The organism is Candidatus Palauibacter sp., from assembly GCF_965216145.1.
GTDB lineage: Bacteria > Gemmatimonadota > Gemmatimonadetes > Palauibacterales > Palauibacteraceae > Palauibacter.
The window spans coordinates 3,825,309-3,843,014 of sequence record NZ_OZ244149.1 but is presented as its reverse complement, the minus strand read 5'-3'; the positions used below and the strand labels follow the sequence as shown (position 1 = coordinate 3,843,014).

At 66.7% G+C, this 17,706-nt stretch carries 17 protein-coding genes; all 17 read right to left on the bottom strand.

Features of this window, described 5'->3' with window-relative positions:
* Positions 1-9: 9 nt before the first annotated feature.
* The 17 genes from ACOOHF_RS16545 to ACOOHF_RS16465 all read right to left on the bottom strand — a co-directional run bounded on the left by ACOOHF_RS16545 (position 10) and on the right by ACOOHF_RS16465 (position 17,696).
* A complete protein-coding gene (locus ACOOHF_RS16545; RefSeq protein ID WP_420462532.1) occupies positions 10-1,266 on the bottom strand; it encodes a DNA-processing protein DprA in 1,257 nt (418 codons plus the stop codon).
* Positions 1,267-1,391: 125 nt separating this feature from the next.
* Positions 1,392-3,464: a DEAD/DEAH box helicase gene (locus ACOOHF_RS16540; protein WP_420464389.1), complete on the bottom strand. Its 2,073-nt coding sequence runs from the start codon at positions 3,462-3,464 to the stop codon at positions 1,392-1,394.
* Positions 3,454-3,789 carry a DUF4411 family protein gene (locus tag ACOOHF_RS16535; RefSeq protein WP_420462531.1) on the bottom strand — a complete coding sequence of 112 codons (336 nt, stop codon included), beginning with the start codon at positions 3,787-3,789 and terminating at the stop codon, positions 3,454-3,456. The genes ACOOHF_RS16540 and ACOOHF_RS16535 overlap by 11 nt, the downstream gene beginning before the upstream one ends.
* 21 nt (positions 3,790-3,810) lie before the next feature.
* On the bottom strand, positions 3,811-4,983 hold the full coding sequence (locus tag ACOOHF_RS16530; RefSeq protein WP_420464388.1) for an ImmA/IrrE family metallo-endopeptidase: 1,173 nt from the start codon (positions 4,981-4,983) through the stop codon (positions 3,811-3,813).
* Positions 4,984-5,347: 364 nt separating this feature from the next.
* Positions 5,348-5,674, bottom strand: coding sequence for a Fic family protein (locus ACOOHF_RS16525; protein ID WP_420462530.1), 327 nt, complete (start codon positions 5,672-5,674; stop codon positions 5,348-5,350).
* Positions 5,675-6,043: 369 nt separating this feature from the next.
* The gene (locus tag ACOOHF_RS16520) at positions 6,044-6,607 is read right to left on the bottom strand and encodes an RNA ligase family protein (protein ID WP_420462529.1); all 564 of its coding nucleotides are present in this window, start codon (positions 6,605-6,607) and stop codon (positions 6,044-6,046) included.
* A gap of 122 nt (positions 6,608-6,729) precedes the next feature.
* Positions 6,730-7,224 (bottom strand): hypothetical protein, encoded by a 495-nt coding sequence (locus tag ACOOHF_RS16515; RefSeq protein WP_420462528.1) that lies wholly within the window; start codon positions 7,222-7,224, stop codon positions 6,730-6,732.
* A complete protein-coding gene (locus tag ACOOHF_RS16510; RefSeq protein ID WP_420462527.1) occupies positions 7,221-8,582 on the bottom strand; it encodes a DUF3696 domain-containing protein in 1,362 nt (453 codons plus the stop codon). The genes ACOOHF_RS16515 and ACOOHF_RS16510 overlap by 4 nt, the downstream gene beginning before the upstream one ends.
* Positions 8,583-8,774: 192 nt before the next feature.
* Positions 8,775-11,141, bottom strand: a complete 2,367-nt coding sequence (locus ACOOHF_RS16505) for an aerobic carbon-monoxide dehydrogenase large subunit (RefSeq protein ID WP_420462526.1) — start codon at positions 11,139-11,141, stop codon at positions 8,775-8,777.
* The gene (locus ACOOHF_RS16500; protein WP_420462525.1) at positions 11,141-11,647 is read right to left on the bottom strand and encodes a (2Fe-2S)-binding protein; all 507 of its coding nucleotides are present in this window, start codon (positions 11,645-11,647) and stop codon (positions 11,141-11,143) included. Before ACOOHF_RS16500 ends, ACOOHF_RS16505 begins: the two co-directional genes overlap by 1 nt.
* Positions 11,648-11,651: 4 nt before the next feature.
* Positions 11,652-12,521 (bottom strand): FAD binding domain-containing protein, encoded by an 870-nt coding sequence (locus ACOOHF_RS16495; RefSeq protein WP_420462524.1) that lies wholly within the window; start codon positions 12,519-12,521, stop codon positions 11,652-11,654.
* Positions 12,518-12,985 (bottom strand): SRPBCC family protein, encoded by a 468-nt coding sequence (locus ACOOHF_RS16490; protein WP_420462523.1) that lies wholly within the window; start codon positions 12,983-12,985, stop codon positions 12,518-12,520. Before ACOOHF_RS16490 ends, ACOOHF_RS16495 begins: the two co-directional genes overlap by 4 nt.
* A 60-nt stretch (positions 12,986-13,045) precedes the next feature.
* Complete coding sequence (locus ACOOHF_RS16485; RefSeq protein ID WP_420462522.1) at positions 13,046-14,215, bottom strand: vWA domain-containing protein; 1,170 nt, start codon at positions 14,213-14,215, stop codon at positions 13,046-13,048.
* Positions 14,215-15,165 (bottom strand): AAA family ATPase, encoded by a 951-nt coding sequence (locus ACOOHF_RS16480; protein WP_420462521.1) that lies wholly within the window; start codon positions 15,163-15,165, stop codon positions 14,215-14,217. The genes ACOOHF_RS16485 and ACOOHF_RS16480 overlap by 1 nt, the downstream gene beginning before the upstream one ends.
* On the bottom strand, positions 15,162-16,160 hold the full coding sequence (locus tag ACOOHF_RS16475; RefSeq protein ID WP_420462520.1) for an XdhC family protein: 999 nt from the start codon (positions 16,158-16,160) through the stop codon (positions 15,162-15,164). The genes ACOOHF_RS16480 and ACOOHF_RS16475 overlap by 4 nt, the downstream gene beginning before the upstream one ends.
* Positions 16,153-16,809 carry a nucleotidyltransferase family protein gene (locus ACOOHF_RS16470; RefSeq protein ID WP_420462519.1) on the bottom strand — a complete coding sequence of 219 codons (657 nt, stop codon included), beginning with the start codon at positions 16,807-16,809 and terminating at the stop codon, positions 16,153-16,155. The genes ACOOHF_RS16475 and ACOOHF_RS16470 overlap by 8 nt, the downstream gene beginning before the upstream one ends.
* Positions 16,806-17,696 carry a class I SAM-dependent methyltransferase gene (locus ACOOHF_RS16465; protein WP_420462518.1) on the bottom strand — a complete coding sequence of 297 codons (891 nt, stop codon included), beginning with the start codon at positions 17,694-17,696 and terminating at the stop codon, positions 16,806-16,808. Before ACOOHF_RS16465 ends, ACOOHF_RS16470 begins: the two co-directional genes overlap by 4 nt.
* Between the last annotated feature and the right edge of the window lie 10 nt (positions 17,697-17,706).

Here is a 17,706-nt window from a genome sequence, read left to right as displayed (position 1 = left end):
CCCCGATCCTCAACCCGGCTCTGCCGCGCCGGCTCCCATTTCCTCCAAGTGATTCCGACCCGCCGAGGTGAGCCGGAACCGCTGGTTTCGGCTGCTTGGCTTTTCCGGGATCGTCATCTCGATCCAGCCCTCCTGGAGACAGGGCCTTAGGTATCTCTCTCGCAGATTCCCCACATCCCGGAGTTTGAGGGCGGCGAGGAGTTCTTGTCGGCTCATTTTGGCCGAGATGGCCAGCAGCAATCTGTCCGGAGACTTGGCTGCGGACGTTCGTGGAGCGGACTCCGACACATGCTCGGTGGCGCCACCTACGGGCTCGTCCACGCGGTCCTCACGCACTTCCCAACGCTCGGCCAGAGGAAGGTGGTACTGTCCGGATTCGGGTTGTGAAGGCAGTGCGGGCACTTGGGCTCGCGAAGGGTCGGCGCGAAGAATCCGTTGCAATAGGTCCGGGGTCTTCGGGTTCGTCCAGGCTTCGGCACCGCGACCAAGCAGGGCCTCAAGCCCCTTGGAGCGCTCGCCGTCGGCGCGAACGTATACCGGCACGAATCTCAGCTTGTCCAGTTGCTCCGTCGCGCCCGCCCACGTGCCCCCACGTCCTCGGTCCGAGTTCACCACCAGGGCCGCATCGGACAGCGCGTAGATGAGCTTGTTGCGCTGCATGGCATGGCCCACCAGGAACCGGGCGGCGGGGTCGTAGGGACAGACCAGAACGAGCCGTCCGTCCATCAAGAAGTTGCGATTGTCTCGGTTCAGGGCCGCCCGTTCGAGGCCGTTGGCCAGGACGCCGACCGACCGGCCGCCGGCCTCCAGCGCACCTCTCATTGCGGCCTGATCCGTTCCGCGCGCGCCGCCCGAGACAATAGCCATCTTCGCTCCCGCGGCGAGCCGGCCCACATCTTCCGCATACTCGATGAGGTCCTCGTTCACTTCGCGCGAACCGACCACCGCCAGTCCGCCACCGTTCAGAATCGTGCGATCGCCGCAACCGTAGAGAACCGGCGGGGCGTTTTCCCGCAGCCGCACCTTGAGCCTCTTGGGATAGTCGGCATCGGCCCGGGTCATGATCCACAGAGCGCGGGCCCGCCAACGCTCGACCGCCTGCGCCAGGAGAAACCCGCGCCCGAGGAGCCGCCGGATTCTCTCCCTGTCCAGGTTGATGCCGGATGCGCGCAACGTTTCGCTCGCGTCGCTACCGAGCAGGTCGGCGGGCTCCCGCTGGACTGTCCGTAGCTGGCGGGCGAAGTCACGGTATTCGGCAGCGCTCAACGGCTTCGGCTTTGTGGGGGCGCTCTTTATGCCGGTCTGCCGTCTCTTGGAATGCCTGCGCCGACCCGCGAGCAAAGGCGCGGTCAAGAGAAGGATCGCCTGCGCGTTCGGACTGAGGTCCGCGTTCATCGGCTTCCGCTCAGCGAGGAGAGGGCGAGCGGCCAAACCTCCCCGCTTCCGTGACGGTGCAATAGCCAGGCGGCCACGGTGAGGGTCCAGCCGGAGCCCACGATATCGTCCACCAGCAGGACGGGCTCAGGTGACGGCTGGACCGGCACTTCGAGCGAACCGTCAACGTTGAGCGCTTGCTGGGCGCTGTTGGCCATCAACTTCTGCTCCGGGTGTTCCCGGGTCTGATCGAGAACTGCGCGAAACGGCAATCCCAGAGCACTCGCGAGACGTCGAGCGAAGTCTGGAACCAGAAACGGATGCCGACGGGAAGGTACGCAGGTCACCCACACCGGGGCGGGTTGTGGGTCCCACCGCTCCACCAGCTGCACGCAAGCTTCAACGAGCCGGTCGTCGAATCGCTCTGCTTGTTTTCCCTGTCGAACCGTCTCGCCCCATCCCGCGTCGCGCCATATGCACAACGCCCTTCCTTCGTTCGCGCGATGCTCCCCAGGGATATTCCCCTTGACATCGTATCGGGGCAATCCGCCCGCCGGCCATCTCTTGCGCGGCTCAATCGGAAGATCCCGACCGCGGAGAAACACGATGGCCTCTCGCACCAAGGCGGAAGAAACGGTGGTAGGGAGTGGTGGCAGATCTGGCGGTTCATACGCTTCGGGCTCGCCATCGAGCGCCTGAACGAGGCATTCCATGTGACCGGACTTCAATGCCACGTATTCCTGCATCTGACTCTGCTCCTCTCGTCGCAGGCGGGTCAAGCGCGCTGCGCGCTCCCAGAAAGCGTCTCCGAGCGTCGCCGCCGTCAGCTGCCACTTGCTTCCCTGCTTCACGACGGGTGCCGGCGACTCGAGCGAGAGCAGTTTGATGGTCTGCTGGATCCGGTCGCCGCTGAGGTTGAGTGTGCGACGAAGATCCGGCAGCGACAGCCCATCTGGTGACTCCTCTAACGCGGCGATCACTTGTCGCACCTGATCGCGGGTTGGGAAGGCGCTGTCGATGAAGTAGTCCGTGATGTCGGTCTCCTCATCGCCGCTCAGCAGTACGCCGTAGGCGGCATCGAGAGCTCGACCGGCGCGACCGACCTGCTGATAGTAAGACACGACGGACCCCGGCGTCTGGTAGTGGATCACGAAACCGAGGTCGGGTTTGTCGAAGCCCATGCCGAGCGCGGGCGTCGCCGCCAGGGCCTTCACTCGGTTTTCGAGCAACGCCGTCTCGAGTTCCACTCGCTCATCCGGTGGGGTCCTGCCCGTGTATGATCGGACATCCACATCCCGCGACCGAAGCCATGCCGCCACGATTTCCGCGTCACGGATGGTAAGGGTGTAAACGATGCCGTGTCCCTCGAGCTGCGGGAGCGTATCCGCGAGCCACGCCAGTCGCTCCGCCTGACTCCGCAGGCGTATGGTCTGCAAAGTGAGGGACGGGCGGGCAAGGCTGCCTCGGGATACGGTCAAGCTGGGCCCGAGGACTTCCCGCAGATCGTCCATCACGCGGTCGTTCGCCGTGGCCGTCGTCGCGAGGAGCCTCAGGTTTGGCGGGAGTGTCCGGGCGATGCGCTCGACAAGCCGGTAGTCGGGCCGGAAATCGTGCCCCCAATCGGAGATGCAATGCGCCTCGTCGATGACGAGCAGGGAAATCCGTTCCGCCATGCGGGAAAGGACTTCGTCCCGAAAGTACTCGTTGGCGAACCGTTCCGGAGCGATCAGCAGGATGTCCACTTCGTCGCGTACCAATAGCTTCTCCACCTCGGACCAATCGTTCACGTTGTCCGAGGTGATCCGCTCGGCACGGACTCCCATCCGTTCGGCGGCGGCGATCTGGTTGCGCATCAAGGCGAGCAGCGGAGACACCAGGAGGGTTGGGCCGGACCCTCCTTCCCGCAGCAACTTGGTCGCGATGAAGTAGACGAAGCTCTTGCCCCAGCCGGTCTTCTGAACGACGAGGAATCTCCCGTCGCCCCTGACCACATGGCCGATGGCGTCTTGCTGGCCTGGGCGGAATTCGGCGCCGGGCAGTCCAGTACCGATTCTCAGTAGTTCAAGGGCTCGGTCGCCGTCATACGTCAATCGTCGCACCGTGAGGGCCTCTTCCAAGCTTGTCGATCTCGGTATCCGTGAGGTTCGGGGCATATCCGCGTCGTATTGCCCGCCGCACATCAGCGGGGTGAGCCTCCGCATCGAGCACGAGAGCGTCCTTGATTTCGCGCTCCTTGACCCATTGCGCGAGATCGTCGTTCCCTCGCTTCACTTCGTCATGAATCTCGGCCGGGATCTTCACCCGACCGCTCCGGGCGTAGTGCAGCAGCCATTGCCAGAACTCGGGCACGCGCTCGATGGGATAGTAGTCGCGATTCGCATCGATCAAGACGTTGCCGTCGAGAAGGTACAGCAAGGGCTCGCGATGCCGTGTCCGCTACGGTCCGGCCACGAGCATGTGTACGGTCTTGGGCCGCACGCCCAGTACGCGTCCGGCCTTGGTGGTCGTGAGGGCGCCCGACGCCATGAGCCGGCCCGTCAGCTGGACGAGGCTCGAGCCAAGCTGGTGGTTCATCTGCCGATAGTATCCGGGGCCGCCCGTCTGCGTCTTCATTCTCGCGCGGCGGCGTTTCCGGCCCTTCAACCATTGGGTTCGAAAAAGTCCGCTGACCTCGTTCCAGAGCGTTTCATCGATGCTGCCTGCCCGAAACAGTCTGTATGCCAGCATCGAGGAGCTGACGTTGAATTCCGCCGCACGCGCGCTGATGGCGCTCGCCCAGGCCGATACGTCGGTTTCGTCCGTCACCCGGAACTCGGTGAAATCCGCATCCGGCAGCAGATACTCCGACGCCACGTCGTTGCAGAATCGCTCGACGGGGCTCCTGGGAAGACCACCGCTGACACCGGTCTGTCCGAGCCACAGGTGCGCCAGTTCGTGGAGCAGAGTGAAGCACCGGGCGCCGGATGAGTCGTGAGGGTTGACGACGACGAAGGGAGCGATCTCGTCCGCCAGCGCCATGCCCCGGAAGACCTCGACTTCGATGTTGGTGTGATGGCTGCCCAGACTCCCCGCCAGCAACACGAAGACACCCGTTTCCTCCACGCGGGCGCGCAGCAGGCGGAATGCTGCGCCGCGGCCTTGCGCCGCGCGGAAAGCGTCGACCGGCAACCCCAGCGTTTCCCTCAGCGAGGCGACGACGGCCGGGACTCCATCGCCGAGCGACACCGAGCCGATGAACGAGAGGGGCTCGGCGTCCTCGTCCAGAAGGGCCGACTTCAGCAACTCCTGGCGAGCCAGGAGTCGGCGCGCCAGAGCATCGAGCAGGGCCTCCTCTCCGCTCGACCGACGGACCGACACCGTGCGGAAGTCCGTTCCCCTCTCGCCCTTCGGAGGGGGGCGCTCCAGATAGAAGGTTACGAGCGGTCGCCGGTACTGTGCCGCCATCTTCGACAGCATGGCCCGCGTGGGCGCGGCCTCGCCCTCCTCAAGAGCTTGGAGACGAGTGATGGGCGGGATCCCGCGAGCGGCTCTCAGCCCGAGCGTCTCAACGGCCTCCCCCGGGCTGAGACCGGCGGATTCCCTCGCCCATCGCAGCACTTTGGGATTCACTTGCGGCAATGGCGCCTTCCTGATCTTGGGCGGCCCTCCGGGACGTCGCCATCGGAACCTGCACGGGAACGATACAAGTCCGGCTCTGCGTCCGCGCCCCCCGACGCGAGCGACCGGCGGCCCGCCATCGCCGCGCCGGATCGGCGGGTGGAAGCGCATCATAGTCTCCGGTCCGGCGTCACCCAGACCCTCAACCGGCACCGGCGCCATGTTCTACTCGGCTACGCCTTTCTCGTTCAGAACCTCCCACACCTTGTCCGGCGTGATGGGGATGTCCTCGCCGACGCCCGTGGCGCCGAGCGAGTGGCAGCCCCGCGCGGCCAGTCGGGACCGCTCGCCCGCCCTCCCGGGGGTTCCCCGACCCTCAACCCGGCTCTGCCGCGCCGACTCCGATTTCCTGCAAGTGATTCCGACCCGCCGCGGTGAGCCGGAACCGCTGGTGTCGGCTGCTTGGCTTTTCCGGGATCGTCATCTCGATCCAGCCCTCTTGGAGACAGGGCCTTAGGTATCTCTTTCGCAGATTTCCCACATCCCGGAGTTTGAGGGCGGCGAGGAGTTCTTGTCGGCTCATTTCGGCGGAGATGGCCAGTAGCAATCTGTCCGGAGACTTGGCTGCGGACGTTCGTGCGGCGGATTCCGACACATGCCCGACGGCGCAACTTTCGGGCTCGTCCACGCGGTCCTCGCGCACTTCCCGGTTCTCGGCCAGAGGAAGGTGGTACTGGCCAGATTCGGGTCGTGAAGGCGGTGCGGGCGTCGGGGCTCGCAAAGGGTTGGCGCGCAGAATCCGTCGCAATACGTCCGGGGCCGCAGGATGTCGACTCCGCCATTTCGCGGAACACCGTTTCCCTGGCCGTCGCTGTGAGTCGGCTGCACGGGGGCGTTGGCCGAGAGCCCGAAACGGTCAGCCGTGGGCGAACCGTCGGCCACGGGTGCCCAAATGGACCGAAGGCCTTGCTTGTGCACGGATCCCCCGGGGATGGCGCGCGATACGTCCGCATCGGAGGTAGGAGATGCTTCAAGCGGTTTCACCGTCAGTTCAACACTCAACGCCACCTGATCAGCCTTCCTGTCTCCCCGGTGCCGCGAGCTCGCAGGGTCTCCAATTCCTGGTCCAATGTTGGTCGGTCTGCACGTGACCGATCCGAACGCCCTTGCAAACGTTGTCCCGGAACTCCTTCGCCGGGAACCGTCTCGCCAAACGCAATACGACACCCTCGCGCTCCCCGCCTAGCACGGACGGTTCGCGATGGGCGTGCTCAACGAACGCACGTGCCTCACCAAGCGACCGGAAAACTCCCTTGAAGAGGACAGGCACGACGGGAATCGCTAGACGCTTCGCGTACGTCTCCACATCTGCAAAGGCAGCAAACGCGCCGTCGCCGTCGCGAAGCGCAAACGCACGGAACGTCTCGTGTTCTGCCACGGGCTCGTAGGTGATGCTGTGCACTCCGTAGATATCCTCCCCGTAGAGGTAGACATCCGCCTCGTCGACCTTCCATGCGTGGTGCTTCTTGACCATCGCCATCCACTTACCGCATGAGGGCGCCGCGATGCTACGCGAGTAGACCTCGCCGGCGTGCAGTAGTGTGTTCCCTCCGTCGAGTTTTTCCGTCACGACCACGGATTCACCTAAGAATCGACTTGGATTGGAATGCACGGCGTCTGCGCGGCCCAAGCTCGGCGACCACGGCCAGTAGGGCGTGCTGGGGTACTTCAGGCCTCGCGGAACACCGGAATCCTTCTTCACTCGTCGTGCTCGCCTCGCCCCTTCGAGGCGTGTTGTGGACAAAGTTGACTGACCTCCACCCCCAACGCGTCCAGCAACCGGTCGTGTTCATCCCAATCGCTGTCCGTCGCATTCAGAACGACCGCGCGTGCGACCACCGCGACCGCAAGGAACTTCCGATCCGACGGGTCGAACGCATTCTCGGGTAGGACGTCAAATCCGCGGCGATCATCATCCGATGGAGTCACCTCAACCATCCTGACCCGATCATCCTGATACTGGTGGTTCAGTATATGTTTGTAGAACATGTCACCCACGCCAGGCATTCCCGACGGTCTCAGGTGTCGTCTATACTCATTCAAGATCGCGTGCCCGTCGTCGATCGCAACGATCTCCCGCGCGACCACCGATTCAAGCTTCTCCACGCAGGTCAACTGACACCTTCTGTCGGCGTGAGTTCCACGTCCGTTGGCCGCGATCGCGACGTTGGTGTCCACAACGTAAGGCGTCATTCCGTCTCTTCAATCTTGCGTTTCAGAGAGGCCTTGGAGATCGCCGCGATCTCGCCCATTTCGTCGCCAAAAAACTTGTCGGGCCAGTTCTCGATTTCACCCCACTCGTTGAGGAGCAGATCGGAAACCCGCGCTTCGCCTCGATGCGCGGAAACGAAGTACAACTTGACGTCTTCGGGCGAGGCCTGTCGTTCAGCCACTCGACGTTGCAGCCGCCGCATCAAGTGCTCGCTGTGGCTCTCGACCACGATCTGCACGTTTCGTGCTTTCGCGACGTTCAACATGAGGTCAGCCAAGCGACTCTGCACTGCCGGATGGAGATGGATTTCGGGCTGTTCCATCAGCACCGTTGAACCCTCCGGAACGTAATAGAGTAGCACTAGCACTGGAAGCACTTGAGAGACACCGAATCCAACATCGGTCAGTGGTGTCGGCACGCTCCAACTAGATGCCTTAGCCATCGCCCGATACAGATTAGTTCCCTTGGCAATCTCTTCCAAATGGAACTCGCGAATCAGTCCCAATCTGTGGAGCCAGTACGCGATCATCTCCTGGAACGTCTTTTTCCGCCTCCTGTATCCAAGGCTCCAGTTTTTCCCTTGAAGCGTGGCGGCCAGCAGCGCGTCTATCGTACGCTCCCCACGCTGACCCACATCTTCAGGGCGTGAGCCAGCCCAGTGATATTCCCGTTTCGGATACTCGCGGAGGGGACCGAGGTAGTAGATCGAATCCATGAGGTTCTCATATGCCAACTCGAAATCACCCAGGAAAGCCGTATTCTGGTAATAGCTCCTTGCCTGAGTCGGGAACAGATGCGTCTTGACCGGTCGCGGTAATGGCCAGGCGCGGCCAGGGTTGCGAACAAACGAGAAAGTTGGCGTGTCTGCCAAAAGCCTGAACTTTTGTTTGGAGCTAGCCATTGGCTGCAGGAGGAAGTCGACATCATCGAATCGGTATCCGAGTTCACCGGGCAGCAAGCGAGCCCTTTCGAAGCCGACTTCATACCGCGTCTGAAGCGTGTCGCCTTCGAAGAGGGGCGTGGAGGGTCGCCTCAACGGGTCTCGGATCGTCAACGTCTTGGGCAGCTTCCATTCGAGGAGCCAACGGATCACCTTGGCCTCGTCGTTTCGGTGAACGACGTCCGCGAAGGTTCCCAAGTTCACCAATTCCGTCTGGCCACCGAAATCGAGAACGACGTTTCGGTCAGTGGCATTCTTGGTCTGCTTGAGTAGCAGGAGCAAGTGGAAGAGGCTGCTCTTCCCGGCGCTGTTGGCTCCGAACAGGCCGGTCACTTTGCCGAACGTGAGATCGGCTTCTCGCCAGGCTTTGAAATTCTCCAGCTTCACGCGTGTCAGCATGCTCGTTGCTCCATTAAGGGACTCCATAGCCCGAACACGGGCCAGCGTCCGTGCGGCAGTGCAAGCGCTGGGTTTCAGTTGGTCGCGACGGCTCGATGCAGGGCGTCGATCAAGGCACCGTTAACAGGTCGCGCCAAGCCTCTCACTGCTCGTCGGCGATCCGCGGGGGGCTCGGCGAGAACCGCAACCGAACTACTCGGCTATGCCGTTCTCGTTGAGGACCTCCCACACCCGGTCGGGGGTGATCGGGATATCCATGTGCGTGACGCCCAGATGCGCCAGCGCGTCCACCACCGCGTTGGCGATGGCGGGCGGCGCACCCACCGTCGCCGACTCGCCGACGCCCTTCGCGCCGAGCGGGTGGTGCGGTGACGGGGTGATCGTGTGGGCGGTCTCCCACGCCGGGGTCTCCATGGACGTGGGGATGAGGTAGTCCATGAACGAGCCGGCGAGGTTGTTGCCGTCCTCGTCGTAGGTCATTTCCTCGTAGAGCGCCGGTCCGATGCCTTGGGTTAGGCCGCCGTGGATCTGCCCCTGCACGATCATGGGGTTGATGATGTTGCCGCAGTCGTCCACCGCCACGAAACGGCGCACCTTCACCTCGCCGGTGCCGCGGTCGATGTCCACGACGCAGATGTACGTCCCGAAGGGGAAGGTGAGGTTGGGCGGGTCGTAGTAGTTCGTCGCCTCGAGCCCCGGCTCCATCCCCGGCGGCAGGTTGGTGTAGGCCGCGAAGGCGCAGTCCTGGATCGTCACGGACCGGTCCGGCGCGCCCTTCACCGAGAACGTGCCGGGCTCCCAGTCGAGGTCCTCTTCGCTCACCTCCAGCAGGTGCGCCGCGATCTTCGCGGCCTTGGCCTGGATCATGCGGGCCGCCATGGCGCCCGCGGCCCCGGCGGTCGGGGTCGAGCGGCTGGCGTAGGTGCCCAGCCCGTACGGCGCGGTGTCGGTGTCGCCCTCCTCGACCTGCACGTGGGCGGCCGGGAGTCCGAGTTCCTCGGCGATGATCTGCGCGTACGTGGTCTCGTGGCCCTGGCCCTGCGACTTGGTGCCGAACCTGGCGATCGCTTTGCCCGTGGGGTGGATCCGCACCTCGGCCGAGTCGAACATCTTGATGCCCAGGATGTCGAAGTCCTTGGACGGACCCGCGCCCAGCACCTCGGTGAAGCTGCACACGCCGATCCCCATCAGTTCGCCGCGCGCGTGCTTCTCGGCCTGCTCTTTGCGCAGTGCGTCGTAGCCGATCATCTCCTTGGCCTTGTCCATCGCGGCCTGGTAGTCCCCGCTGTCGTACTCCCAACCCAGGAGCGACTTGTACGGGAAGGCTTCCTTCGGGATGAAGTTCTCCTCGCGCAGCGTCGCCGGATCCTTTCCGATCTTGTGCGCCAGCGTGTCCACGACGCGCTCCAGGCAGTGCACGGCCTCGGTCACGCGGAAGGAGCAGCGGTAGGCGACGCCGCCCGGCGGCTTGTTGGTGTACACGGCGTCGACCTCAGCGTACGCCTGGTCCATCACGTAGGAGCCGGTGCAGATGGAGAACAGCCCGGCGGGGAACTTCGAGGGCGCGGCCTGCGCGTCGGCGTAGCCGTGGTCGGCGAGGGTCTTGATGCGCAGCCCCCGGATCCGGCCGTCGGCATCGGCCGCCAACTCCGCGTCCATGTGGTAGTCGCGCGCGAACGAGTCGGCCTGGAGGTTCTCCATCCGGTCCTCGATCCACTTGACCGGCTTGCCCAGCACGACGGACGCCGCGATCGCGATCACATAGCCGGGATAGACCGGCACCTTGCCGCCGAAGCCGCCCCCGATGTCCGGGGACACGACGCGGATCTTCTCCTCGGAGAGCCCCACATGTCCCGCCACGAGCGCGAGCACGGTGCGGATCGCGTGCGGCGCCTGCGTCGTCATGTAGACGGTGAGGTGGCCCTCGACCGGGTTGAAGTCGGCCACGCAGCCGCACGTCTCGATCGAGGCGACGTGGATGCGCGGCACGTGCATGCGCTCGCGCACGACGACATCCGCCTCCCGGAACACCTTGTCCGTGGCTTCCTTGTCGCCGGCCTCCCAGTGCCAGATCCGGTTGTCGGTCTGGCCCTCCTTGTCGGTGCGGAGGACGGGCGCGTCCGGCTCCAGAGCCTTGAACGGGTCGATGACGGGCTTCATGGTGTCGTAGTCGACCTCGACCGCGGCGACCCCGTCGGCGGCCGCGTAGCGCGAGGTGGCGATGACGGCCGCGACCTCCTGCGCCTGGTACATGACGGTGTCCGTCGGGAGCACCATCTGGGTGTCCGACATCAGCGTCGGCATCCAGTGCAGGTTGTACGCCTCGAGGTCCTTGCCGGTGAGGACGGCGAGCACGCCGGGGACCTCGAGCGCCTTGCTCGAGTCGATGCCCTTGATCTTCCCGTAGGCGATCGGGCTGCGGACGATGTCCAGCCACAGCATGTCGGGGAGGACGATGTCGTCGACGTAGTTGCCGCGACCCTGCAGGAAGCGGGGGTCCTCCTTGCGCTTCATGGAGTGCCCCATGCCGCAGATCTTGGCGGAAGTCCTGGGTGCCATCAGCTTGCCTCCCCCGTGTTCGCGGTGTTCGCCGTATTCGCCAGTTTGTCGGCGGCGTACTGGACCGCCTTCACGATGTTCACGTAGCCGGTGCAGCGGCAGAGATTGCCGGAGATCGCCTCGCGGATCTCCATCTCGCTCGGATCGGGATTCTCGGCCAGGAGGGCCATGCCCGTCATCAGCATGCCCGGCGTGCAGAAGCCGCACTGCAGGCCGTGCTTCTCCCAGAACCCCTCCTGAAGCGCGTTCATGCCGTCGGCTCCGGCGAGGCCCTCCACGGTGCCGATCTCGGCCCCGTCGGCCTGCACGGCGAGGACGGTGCACGACTTGGTCGGCTTTCCGTCGAGCAGCACGGTGCAGGCGCCGCAGTGGGTCGTGTCGCACCCGATGTGAGTGCCGGTGAGCCGCAGTTCGTCGCGGATCAGGTGGACGAGCAGCAGCCGCGAGTCGACCTCGGCGGCGTGCGCCGCGCCGTTCACGGTGACGGTGATCTGATGTTTCGCCATGGCGCTATCCTCCGGCCCGCGCGAGCGCGGTGCGGATGGCCCTCGCGGTCAGCACGCGGGCCATGTTCTTCTTGTATTCGACCGAACCGCGCCGGTCGGCGACGGGGTCGGCCGCGTCGGCGGCGGCCTGGGCGGCGGCCGCGATCGCGTCCTCATCGCCGGCCGCGGAGCCCGTGAGGGCGTCTTCCGCGGCGGAGGCCCGGATCGGCGCGAAGCCGAGGTTCGTGAGCCCCACGCCGGCCCTGGCCACCGTCCCGTCGTCGGCCAGCGAGAGCTGCACCGCCGCGCCCGCCACCGCGTAGTCGCCGACCTTGCGCTCCAGCTTGACGTAGGCGCCGCCGCTGCGGGCGGGCGGGACGGGGATGTGGATTTCGGTGAGGATCTCGTCCTCCCCCAGGGCCGTCGTGAAGAGGCCGTGGAAGAAGTCGTCGATGTCGATCGTGCGCTCTCCGCCCGGCCCCGTGGCGACGACGTGGGCCCGCAGCGCGAGCATCGTGGCGGGATGGTCGTTGGCGGGGTCGCCGTGCGCGAGGTTGCCGCACACGGTGGCGCGGTTCCTGACCAGCGGATCCGCGATCACGCGCGCCGTGTCGACCAGGATCGGATACCGTGCCGCCACCACCGGGGAGCGGTCCAGCTGCGACTCGGTCACCAGCGCCCCGATGCGCAGGCAGCCGTCCCTCTCCTCGATGGTGTCGAGGCCCGGAATCCGGCTGATGTCGATGATGTGCGCGGGCGCCGCGAGACGCAGCTTCATCATCGGGAGCAGGCTCTGGCCACCCGACATCACCTTGGCGTCGTCGAGTTCTCCGAGCAGGCCGAGCGCCTCGTCGAGGCCGCCCGGCGCGTGGTAGTCGAATTGCGGGGGAATCATGCCTCTGCCTCCTTCGCTTCGCTTGCAAGCGCGGTGGTGAGCCTCGCCACGAACTCCTGTAACATCTTCTTCGACACGACCTGGGTCATGCCGCGGCCGAGCTGCGCCAGGATTCCGGTAACGATCACGTCGGAGTCCATCGTCACCTCGGTGCCGCCGCCGTCAAGCGCCACCACCCGGCTGTTCATCGTCATGTCGGCGGTGCCCAGTCCGGCCTTGCCCTGGCCCCGCGCGCGGACGACCGCGGAGCGATCGTCTTCGTCCAACTCAAAGGATACGGTGCCACCATATGTCGCCACGAGGGGCCCCACCTTGACGACGATGCCGCCCTTGTAGGTCGTGTCGTCGATCCTCTCCGTGATTTCCGCTCCCGGCAACAACTGCGCCACGCGCTGCGGGTCGGAAAGCAGCGCCCAAACCTCATCGGCGGGCGCGTCGATCGTGAACCCTTCCTCGATTTTCATGGAGATTCCTCTCTCATGCGGTCGCCTCTCTCATGTCTCATGCGTATTCCTCTCGGACGGTCAGGCGGTGAGCAAGGGAAGCACGGCTTCGAGCGATTCCAGATTGTGCGCGGAGACGAGCCGGTCGACGTGCGGCAGGGCGGCCTTCATCCCCTTCGCCTCCGGGCGGTAGCGCGGGTCTCCCATCAACGGATTCAGCCACAGGACCCGGCGAGCGCGCCGCCGGATGGCGAGCAGCGCCATCTCCAGAGACTCGGTGTCGCCGCGGTCGAGGCCGTCGCTCAGGATGAGCACCGTCGTGTCCGCGCTCACGGTTTCGCGCAGGTAGTCGTCCGCGAAGGCGAGCAGGCACTCCCCGATGCGGGTCCCGCCGGACCAGTCCTCCACGTTGCGGGCGAGGCGCTCCAGAGTAGCGGGAATGTTGCCGCGCGTGATCCAGGGGGTGAGCCGCGTGAGCGAGGTGTTGAAGGCGAAGGTCTCGACCCGGCGGGAGATCCGGCGCAGGGAGAGGACGAAGGTGAGGAGAAAGCGCGAGTAGGCGTCCATCGATCCGCTGGTGTCGCAGAGCACGACGAGATGCGGCCACTCGACGGCGCGGGCGCGGCGGGCCAGTTCCATGAACTCCCCTCCGTAGGCGAGCGAGCGCCGGAAGCTGCGGCGCATGTCCACGACCGGGCCGCCGGGGGTCGGGACCAGCCGGCGGCTGCGGCGGGTGGCGATGCGGCTCGCGAGGTGCGCGAGCAGGCGCTCCATCTCGGCGAGATCCTCCTCCGTACACTCGTCGAACACCTTGCGCCTGAGCAGGGCGCGCGGGCTGTAGCCGGGCCGGTCGCCATCCGCCTCGGTGGGGACCGCTTCCTCGCCCGCCGTCCGCTCGTCCAGGAGGCGGCGGATGCGAAGCAGCGGCGGCTCGCTGTGCTCGTCTCCGCGCCAGGGCCTCGGGGGACCCCGACCTTTCGGATCGGCCGTGGCATCCCCGAGGGTCGCGGACCGCCAGCTCACGTCGAACAGGCGGTCGAACTCGGCCCACCAGCGATACGGGATCTTGAGCGCGGAGCGGAGCGCGAGGCGCACCTCTCCGGGGTCACCGATGTCGACGAAGCCGAGGGCGCGGGCCCCGTCGATCTCGTCGCGCAGTCCCACCGGGACGCCGAGGCGCCGCAACTCGCCGGAGAAACGGACCAGGTGAGCGACCAGTTCCCGCTCCGGCGCGGGCGCGGCGACCGGCATCAGCCCGCCCGGGCCGCGGCCACGAGGGTGTCGATCTCGCCCGCCTTGAACTGGCCGCTGTCGTGGTAGTCCTTGATCAGGCAGCCCAGCGTCTCCGTCACGATGTCCGCGTCGAGGCGGTCGCAGTGGAGCGTCACCAGCGCGCGCGCCCAGTCCAGCGTCTCCGCCACCCCCGGGGGCTTCATGAGACGGCGCCCGCGCAGTTCCTGTACGAGGTGGGTGATCTCTTCGGCGAGCGCGTCGGACACGTCCGGGACCTTGGTGCGCACGATCTCGACTTCCTTCGCGAAGTCGGGGTGTTCGATGTAGAGGTAGAGGCAGCGCCGCCGCAGCGCGTCGCCGATCTCGCGCGTCCGGTTCGAGGTGAGGACGACGAGCGGGCGGTGGGTGGCGCGGATCGTGCCGAGTTCGGGGATCGTCACCTGAAAGTCGGACAGCACCTCGAGCAGGAAGGCCTCGAACCCTTCGTCCGCGCGGTCGATCTCGTCGATGAGGAGCACCGGCGGCGCATCCGTCCGCGTGATCGCGCGCAGCAACGGGCGCTCCAGGAGATAGCGGCGCCCGAAGATGACGTCTTCCAGCCGGTCCACGCCCGCCTCGCCGCTCTCGCCCGGAGGGGTGGGGGTCGCGGCGGACCCGGCCGCGACGGACCCGCCCGCGGCGGCCTCGCCGGCCTCCATCCGAAGGCGCAGCAGCTGCCGCTGGTAGTTCCACTCGTAGAGGGCGGTGTTCGCGTCGAGGCCCTCGTAGCACTGCAGGCGGATGAGTTCGGTCTCCATGACGCCGGCCATGACCTTGGCGATCTCCGTCTTGCCGACGCCCGCGTCCCCCTCGACGAGGAGCGGCTTCTCCATCGAGCGCGCGAGGTGGACGGCGGTCACGATGGACGGCTCGGCGATGTACTCCAGCCCGCGCATCGCCGCCTCCAGCCGGCGGACCTCGGGCCTCACGCCGGACCCCCCGCGGGGCTGGAGGCGTAGGCTTCCGGCGTCGCCTCGAAGCGGGCGCGGCAGCCTTCGCAGCAGAAATAGACGGCTACGCTCTCGAAGGCCGACGAGGGTGCCCCGGCGACGGCGACCGTCATGCCGCATACCGGGTCGATGGCCTGCGCCTCGGAGGGTGGAGCGTCGGCCTCGGCGGAGGGCTCGGCCCGGCCCCGCTCCCCCCGTCGCGCCGCCAGGTCGACGATTTCGGCGAGGATGCTGACCGCGATCTCCTCGGGGCTCTCGGCGCCGATGTCGAGCCCGGCCGGCCCCCGCACGCGTGCGATCTCCTCTTCGCCCAGCCCCTCGGCGGCCAGGACGCCCCGCACCTCCTCCATGCGCGTGGGGGAGGCGATCACGCCCAGGTAGTCCGGGCGAGCTGCCGCCAGCTCGATGAGGGCGCGCTCGTCGCTCCGTCCCATGGTGGCGACGACCCCGTACAGCCTCGCTCCTCCGGACCGTCCGGCGTACCGGCGGGCGGCGCCGGCGAGGTCGTCGACGATTTCGTCCGCCGCCTCCGCGAGCGCCTCGTCCTCCGCGGCAGCGGCGACCGTCGTGTATCCGACCGCACGCCCCAGACGCACCAGAGCGAGGGCGATCGGGGAACTGCCCGCCACGAGCAGGACGGGGGCCGGCAGGACCGGATTGATGTGGACTTCCACCTTCCCTCCGCTGCTGCAGGACATCGGTACCTGGATCACGTCGTCGGGCCGCCCGGACGTCGAACCGAAGGCGAGCAGCCGGGCCTCCCCCTGATCCAGCGCCTCCAGGGCGTGGCGGATCACCTCGGACCGGGTACAACTGCCGCCGATCCAGCCGTGCATGCCCCCGTCCGCGGTGATCAGCGCCGTGTTTCCCGGTTTGCCGCTCGTTGGGCGCTCACTCCGCACGACGGTCGCGAGAGCGTAAGGCCGGCCCTCGGTCGTCAGCCGCGCCGCGAGATCGACCAGGTCTCTATTCACGATTCGCCGGATCGACCGGAGATTCGGTCGCGCCCGCCGCGGCGAGTTCCCTCCGCACGGATTCGTAGTCGTCCGGCCGGTCGAGGTCGCGCAGCCGGTCGGCCGGCCACTCCACCAGGACCGCCCGCTCCATGTGCCGGCGCACGACCTCCCGCCCGCACCCCGCCTTCATGCGCGCGATCTCCCCGAACAGCGCCCGGTCGTACAGGATCGGCGGCGCGTTGGCCTCGCCGCCATACGCCGACACGACGAGCGGCGCGCCCGTCTCCCGGTAGCGCGCGACCAGCGTGCGCACCATGCGCGCGGTCACGAAGGGCATGTCGGCCAGCATCACGACGGCCGCCTCGCAATCGCCCGCGACCGAACCGACCCCGGCCGCCGCGGAGGTCTGGATGCCCGTCGCATGATCGGGGTTGAACACGGGGACGCAGGCGAGGTCCCGGACCTCCCGCTCGACCGCCTCCCGGAAACGTCCCGTGACGACCACGACGGGGTCGAGTCCCGCTTCACCCGCCAGTCGGACGGCGCGCCGCACGAGGCTCTCCCCGCCGATCTCCAGCAGGAGCTTGTTGCGCCCCATGCGGGTCGACGAACCGGCGGCGAGCACGATCCCCGCGACGCCGCCTCCCTCCGCCGCCCGGGCGCTCAACCCTCCGCCTCCGGCGACATCCCGGACTTCCGGAAGTGTCCGCACGCGAAGATGCCCGGGACCTCGAACGGCAGCGGTCCCAGCTGCCCGGCGTACCGTTCGCTGAGATCCATCATCGTGATGCTCTCGACCGTGTCGAAGCCGGCCTCCGCCATCAGCGCGCTCATCCCGGCCAGACTGAACTCGGAAACCATCGGCTCGCCTCTCTTCGCGACGTATGCCTCCAGCGCCATGCGCTTCCCGCGGTGCTCGGGCCACGCCGACGCGTCGTCGAGCATGTGATCGAGGACGACCTCGGACCCCGGCACCACGCCCGCCGCGATCGAGCGCGCGGCCGCCTCGATGACCTCCGGCGTCAGATAGTAGGTGAGTCCCAGGAGCGAGAAGAAGGCCCGCCGTCCGGGGTCGAAGGCCGATGCCGCCAGCGCCTCCATGACGGGCACCTGCGCGAGATCCGCCGCCACGAAGTGCAGCCGCGGCGGTACCGCCAACCCGGCCCGCGCCAGCCGCTCCCGCTTCACCGCCTGCATGGCGGGCAGGTCGATCTCGAACACGTCGAGGTGCTCCATGAGGTCTGAGCGCCGGAGAGCGAACGAGTCCAGCCCCGCTCCGATGATCACGTACTGCGTGATCCCATCCCGGATGGCGGCCTCGAGCGCCTGCTCCGAGTAGCGGGCCCGGATCAGCACGCCCAGGATGGATGGCTGGAGGTCCCGCAGGAGCCAGCGGGATGCGATCCAGGCGGCGGGACGGATCGTCACGAGGAGGCGCAGAGGACGGCCGCACAGCCGGAGGGCGTAGGGATCCTCCACGAGGCGGACGCGATCGTGTTGGTGGTGGGCGCGGGCCGCGGCCACCAGTTCGGCCGTCGTGGCTCGTGTGTTCATCTCTTGCCGA

What these genes read in the sequence shown, in the direction of transcription:
- ACOOHF_RS16515 (WP_420462528.1), bottom strand. Translation starts at nt 7,224, where the DNA reads ATGACGCCTTACGTTGTGGACACCAACGTCGCGATCGCGGCCAACGGA.
- ACOOHF_RS16510 (WP_420462527.1), bottom strand. Translation starts at nt 8,582, where the DNA reads ATGCTGACACGCGTGAAGCTGGAGAATTTCAAAGCCTGGCGAGAAGCC.
- ACOOHF_RS16505 (WP_420462526.1), bottom strand. Translation starts at nt 11,141, where the DNA reads ATGGCACCCAGGACTTCCGCCAAGATCTGCGGCATGGGGCACTCCATG.
- ACOOHF_RS16500 (WP_420462525.1), bottom strand. Translation starts at nt 11,647, where the DNA reads ATGGCGAAACATCAGATCACCGTCACCGTGAACGGCGCGGCGCACGCC.
- ACOOHF_RS16495 (WP_420462524.1), bottom strand. Translation starts at nt 12,521, where the DNA reads ATGATTCCCCCGCAATTCGACTACCACGCGCCGGGCGGCCTCGACGAG.
- ACOOHF_RS16490 (WP_420462523.1), bottom strand. Translation starts at nt 12,985, where the DNA reads ATGAAAATCGAGGAAGGGTTCACGATCGACGCGCCCGCCGATGAGGTT.
- ACOOHF_RS16485 (WP_420462522.1), bottom strand. Translation starts at nt 14,215, where the DNA reads ATGCCGGTCGCCGCGCCCGCGCCGGAGCGGGAACTGGTCGCTCACCTG.
- ACOOHF_RS16465 (WP_420462518.1), bottom strand. Translation starts at nt 17,696, where the DNA reads ATGAACACACGAGCCACGACGGCCGAACTGGTGGCCGCGGCCCGCGCC.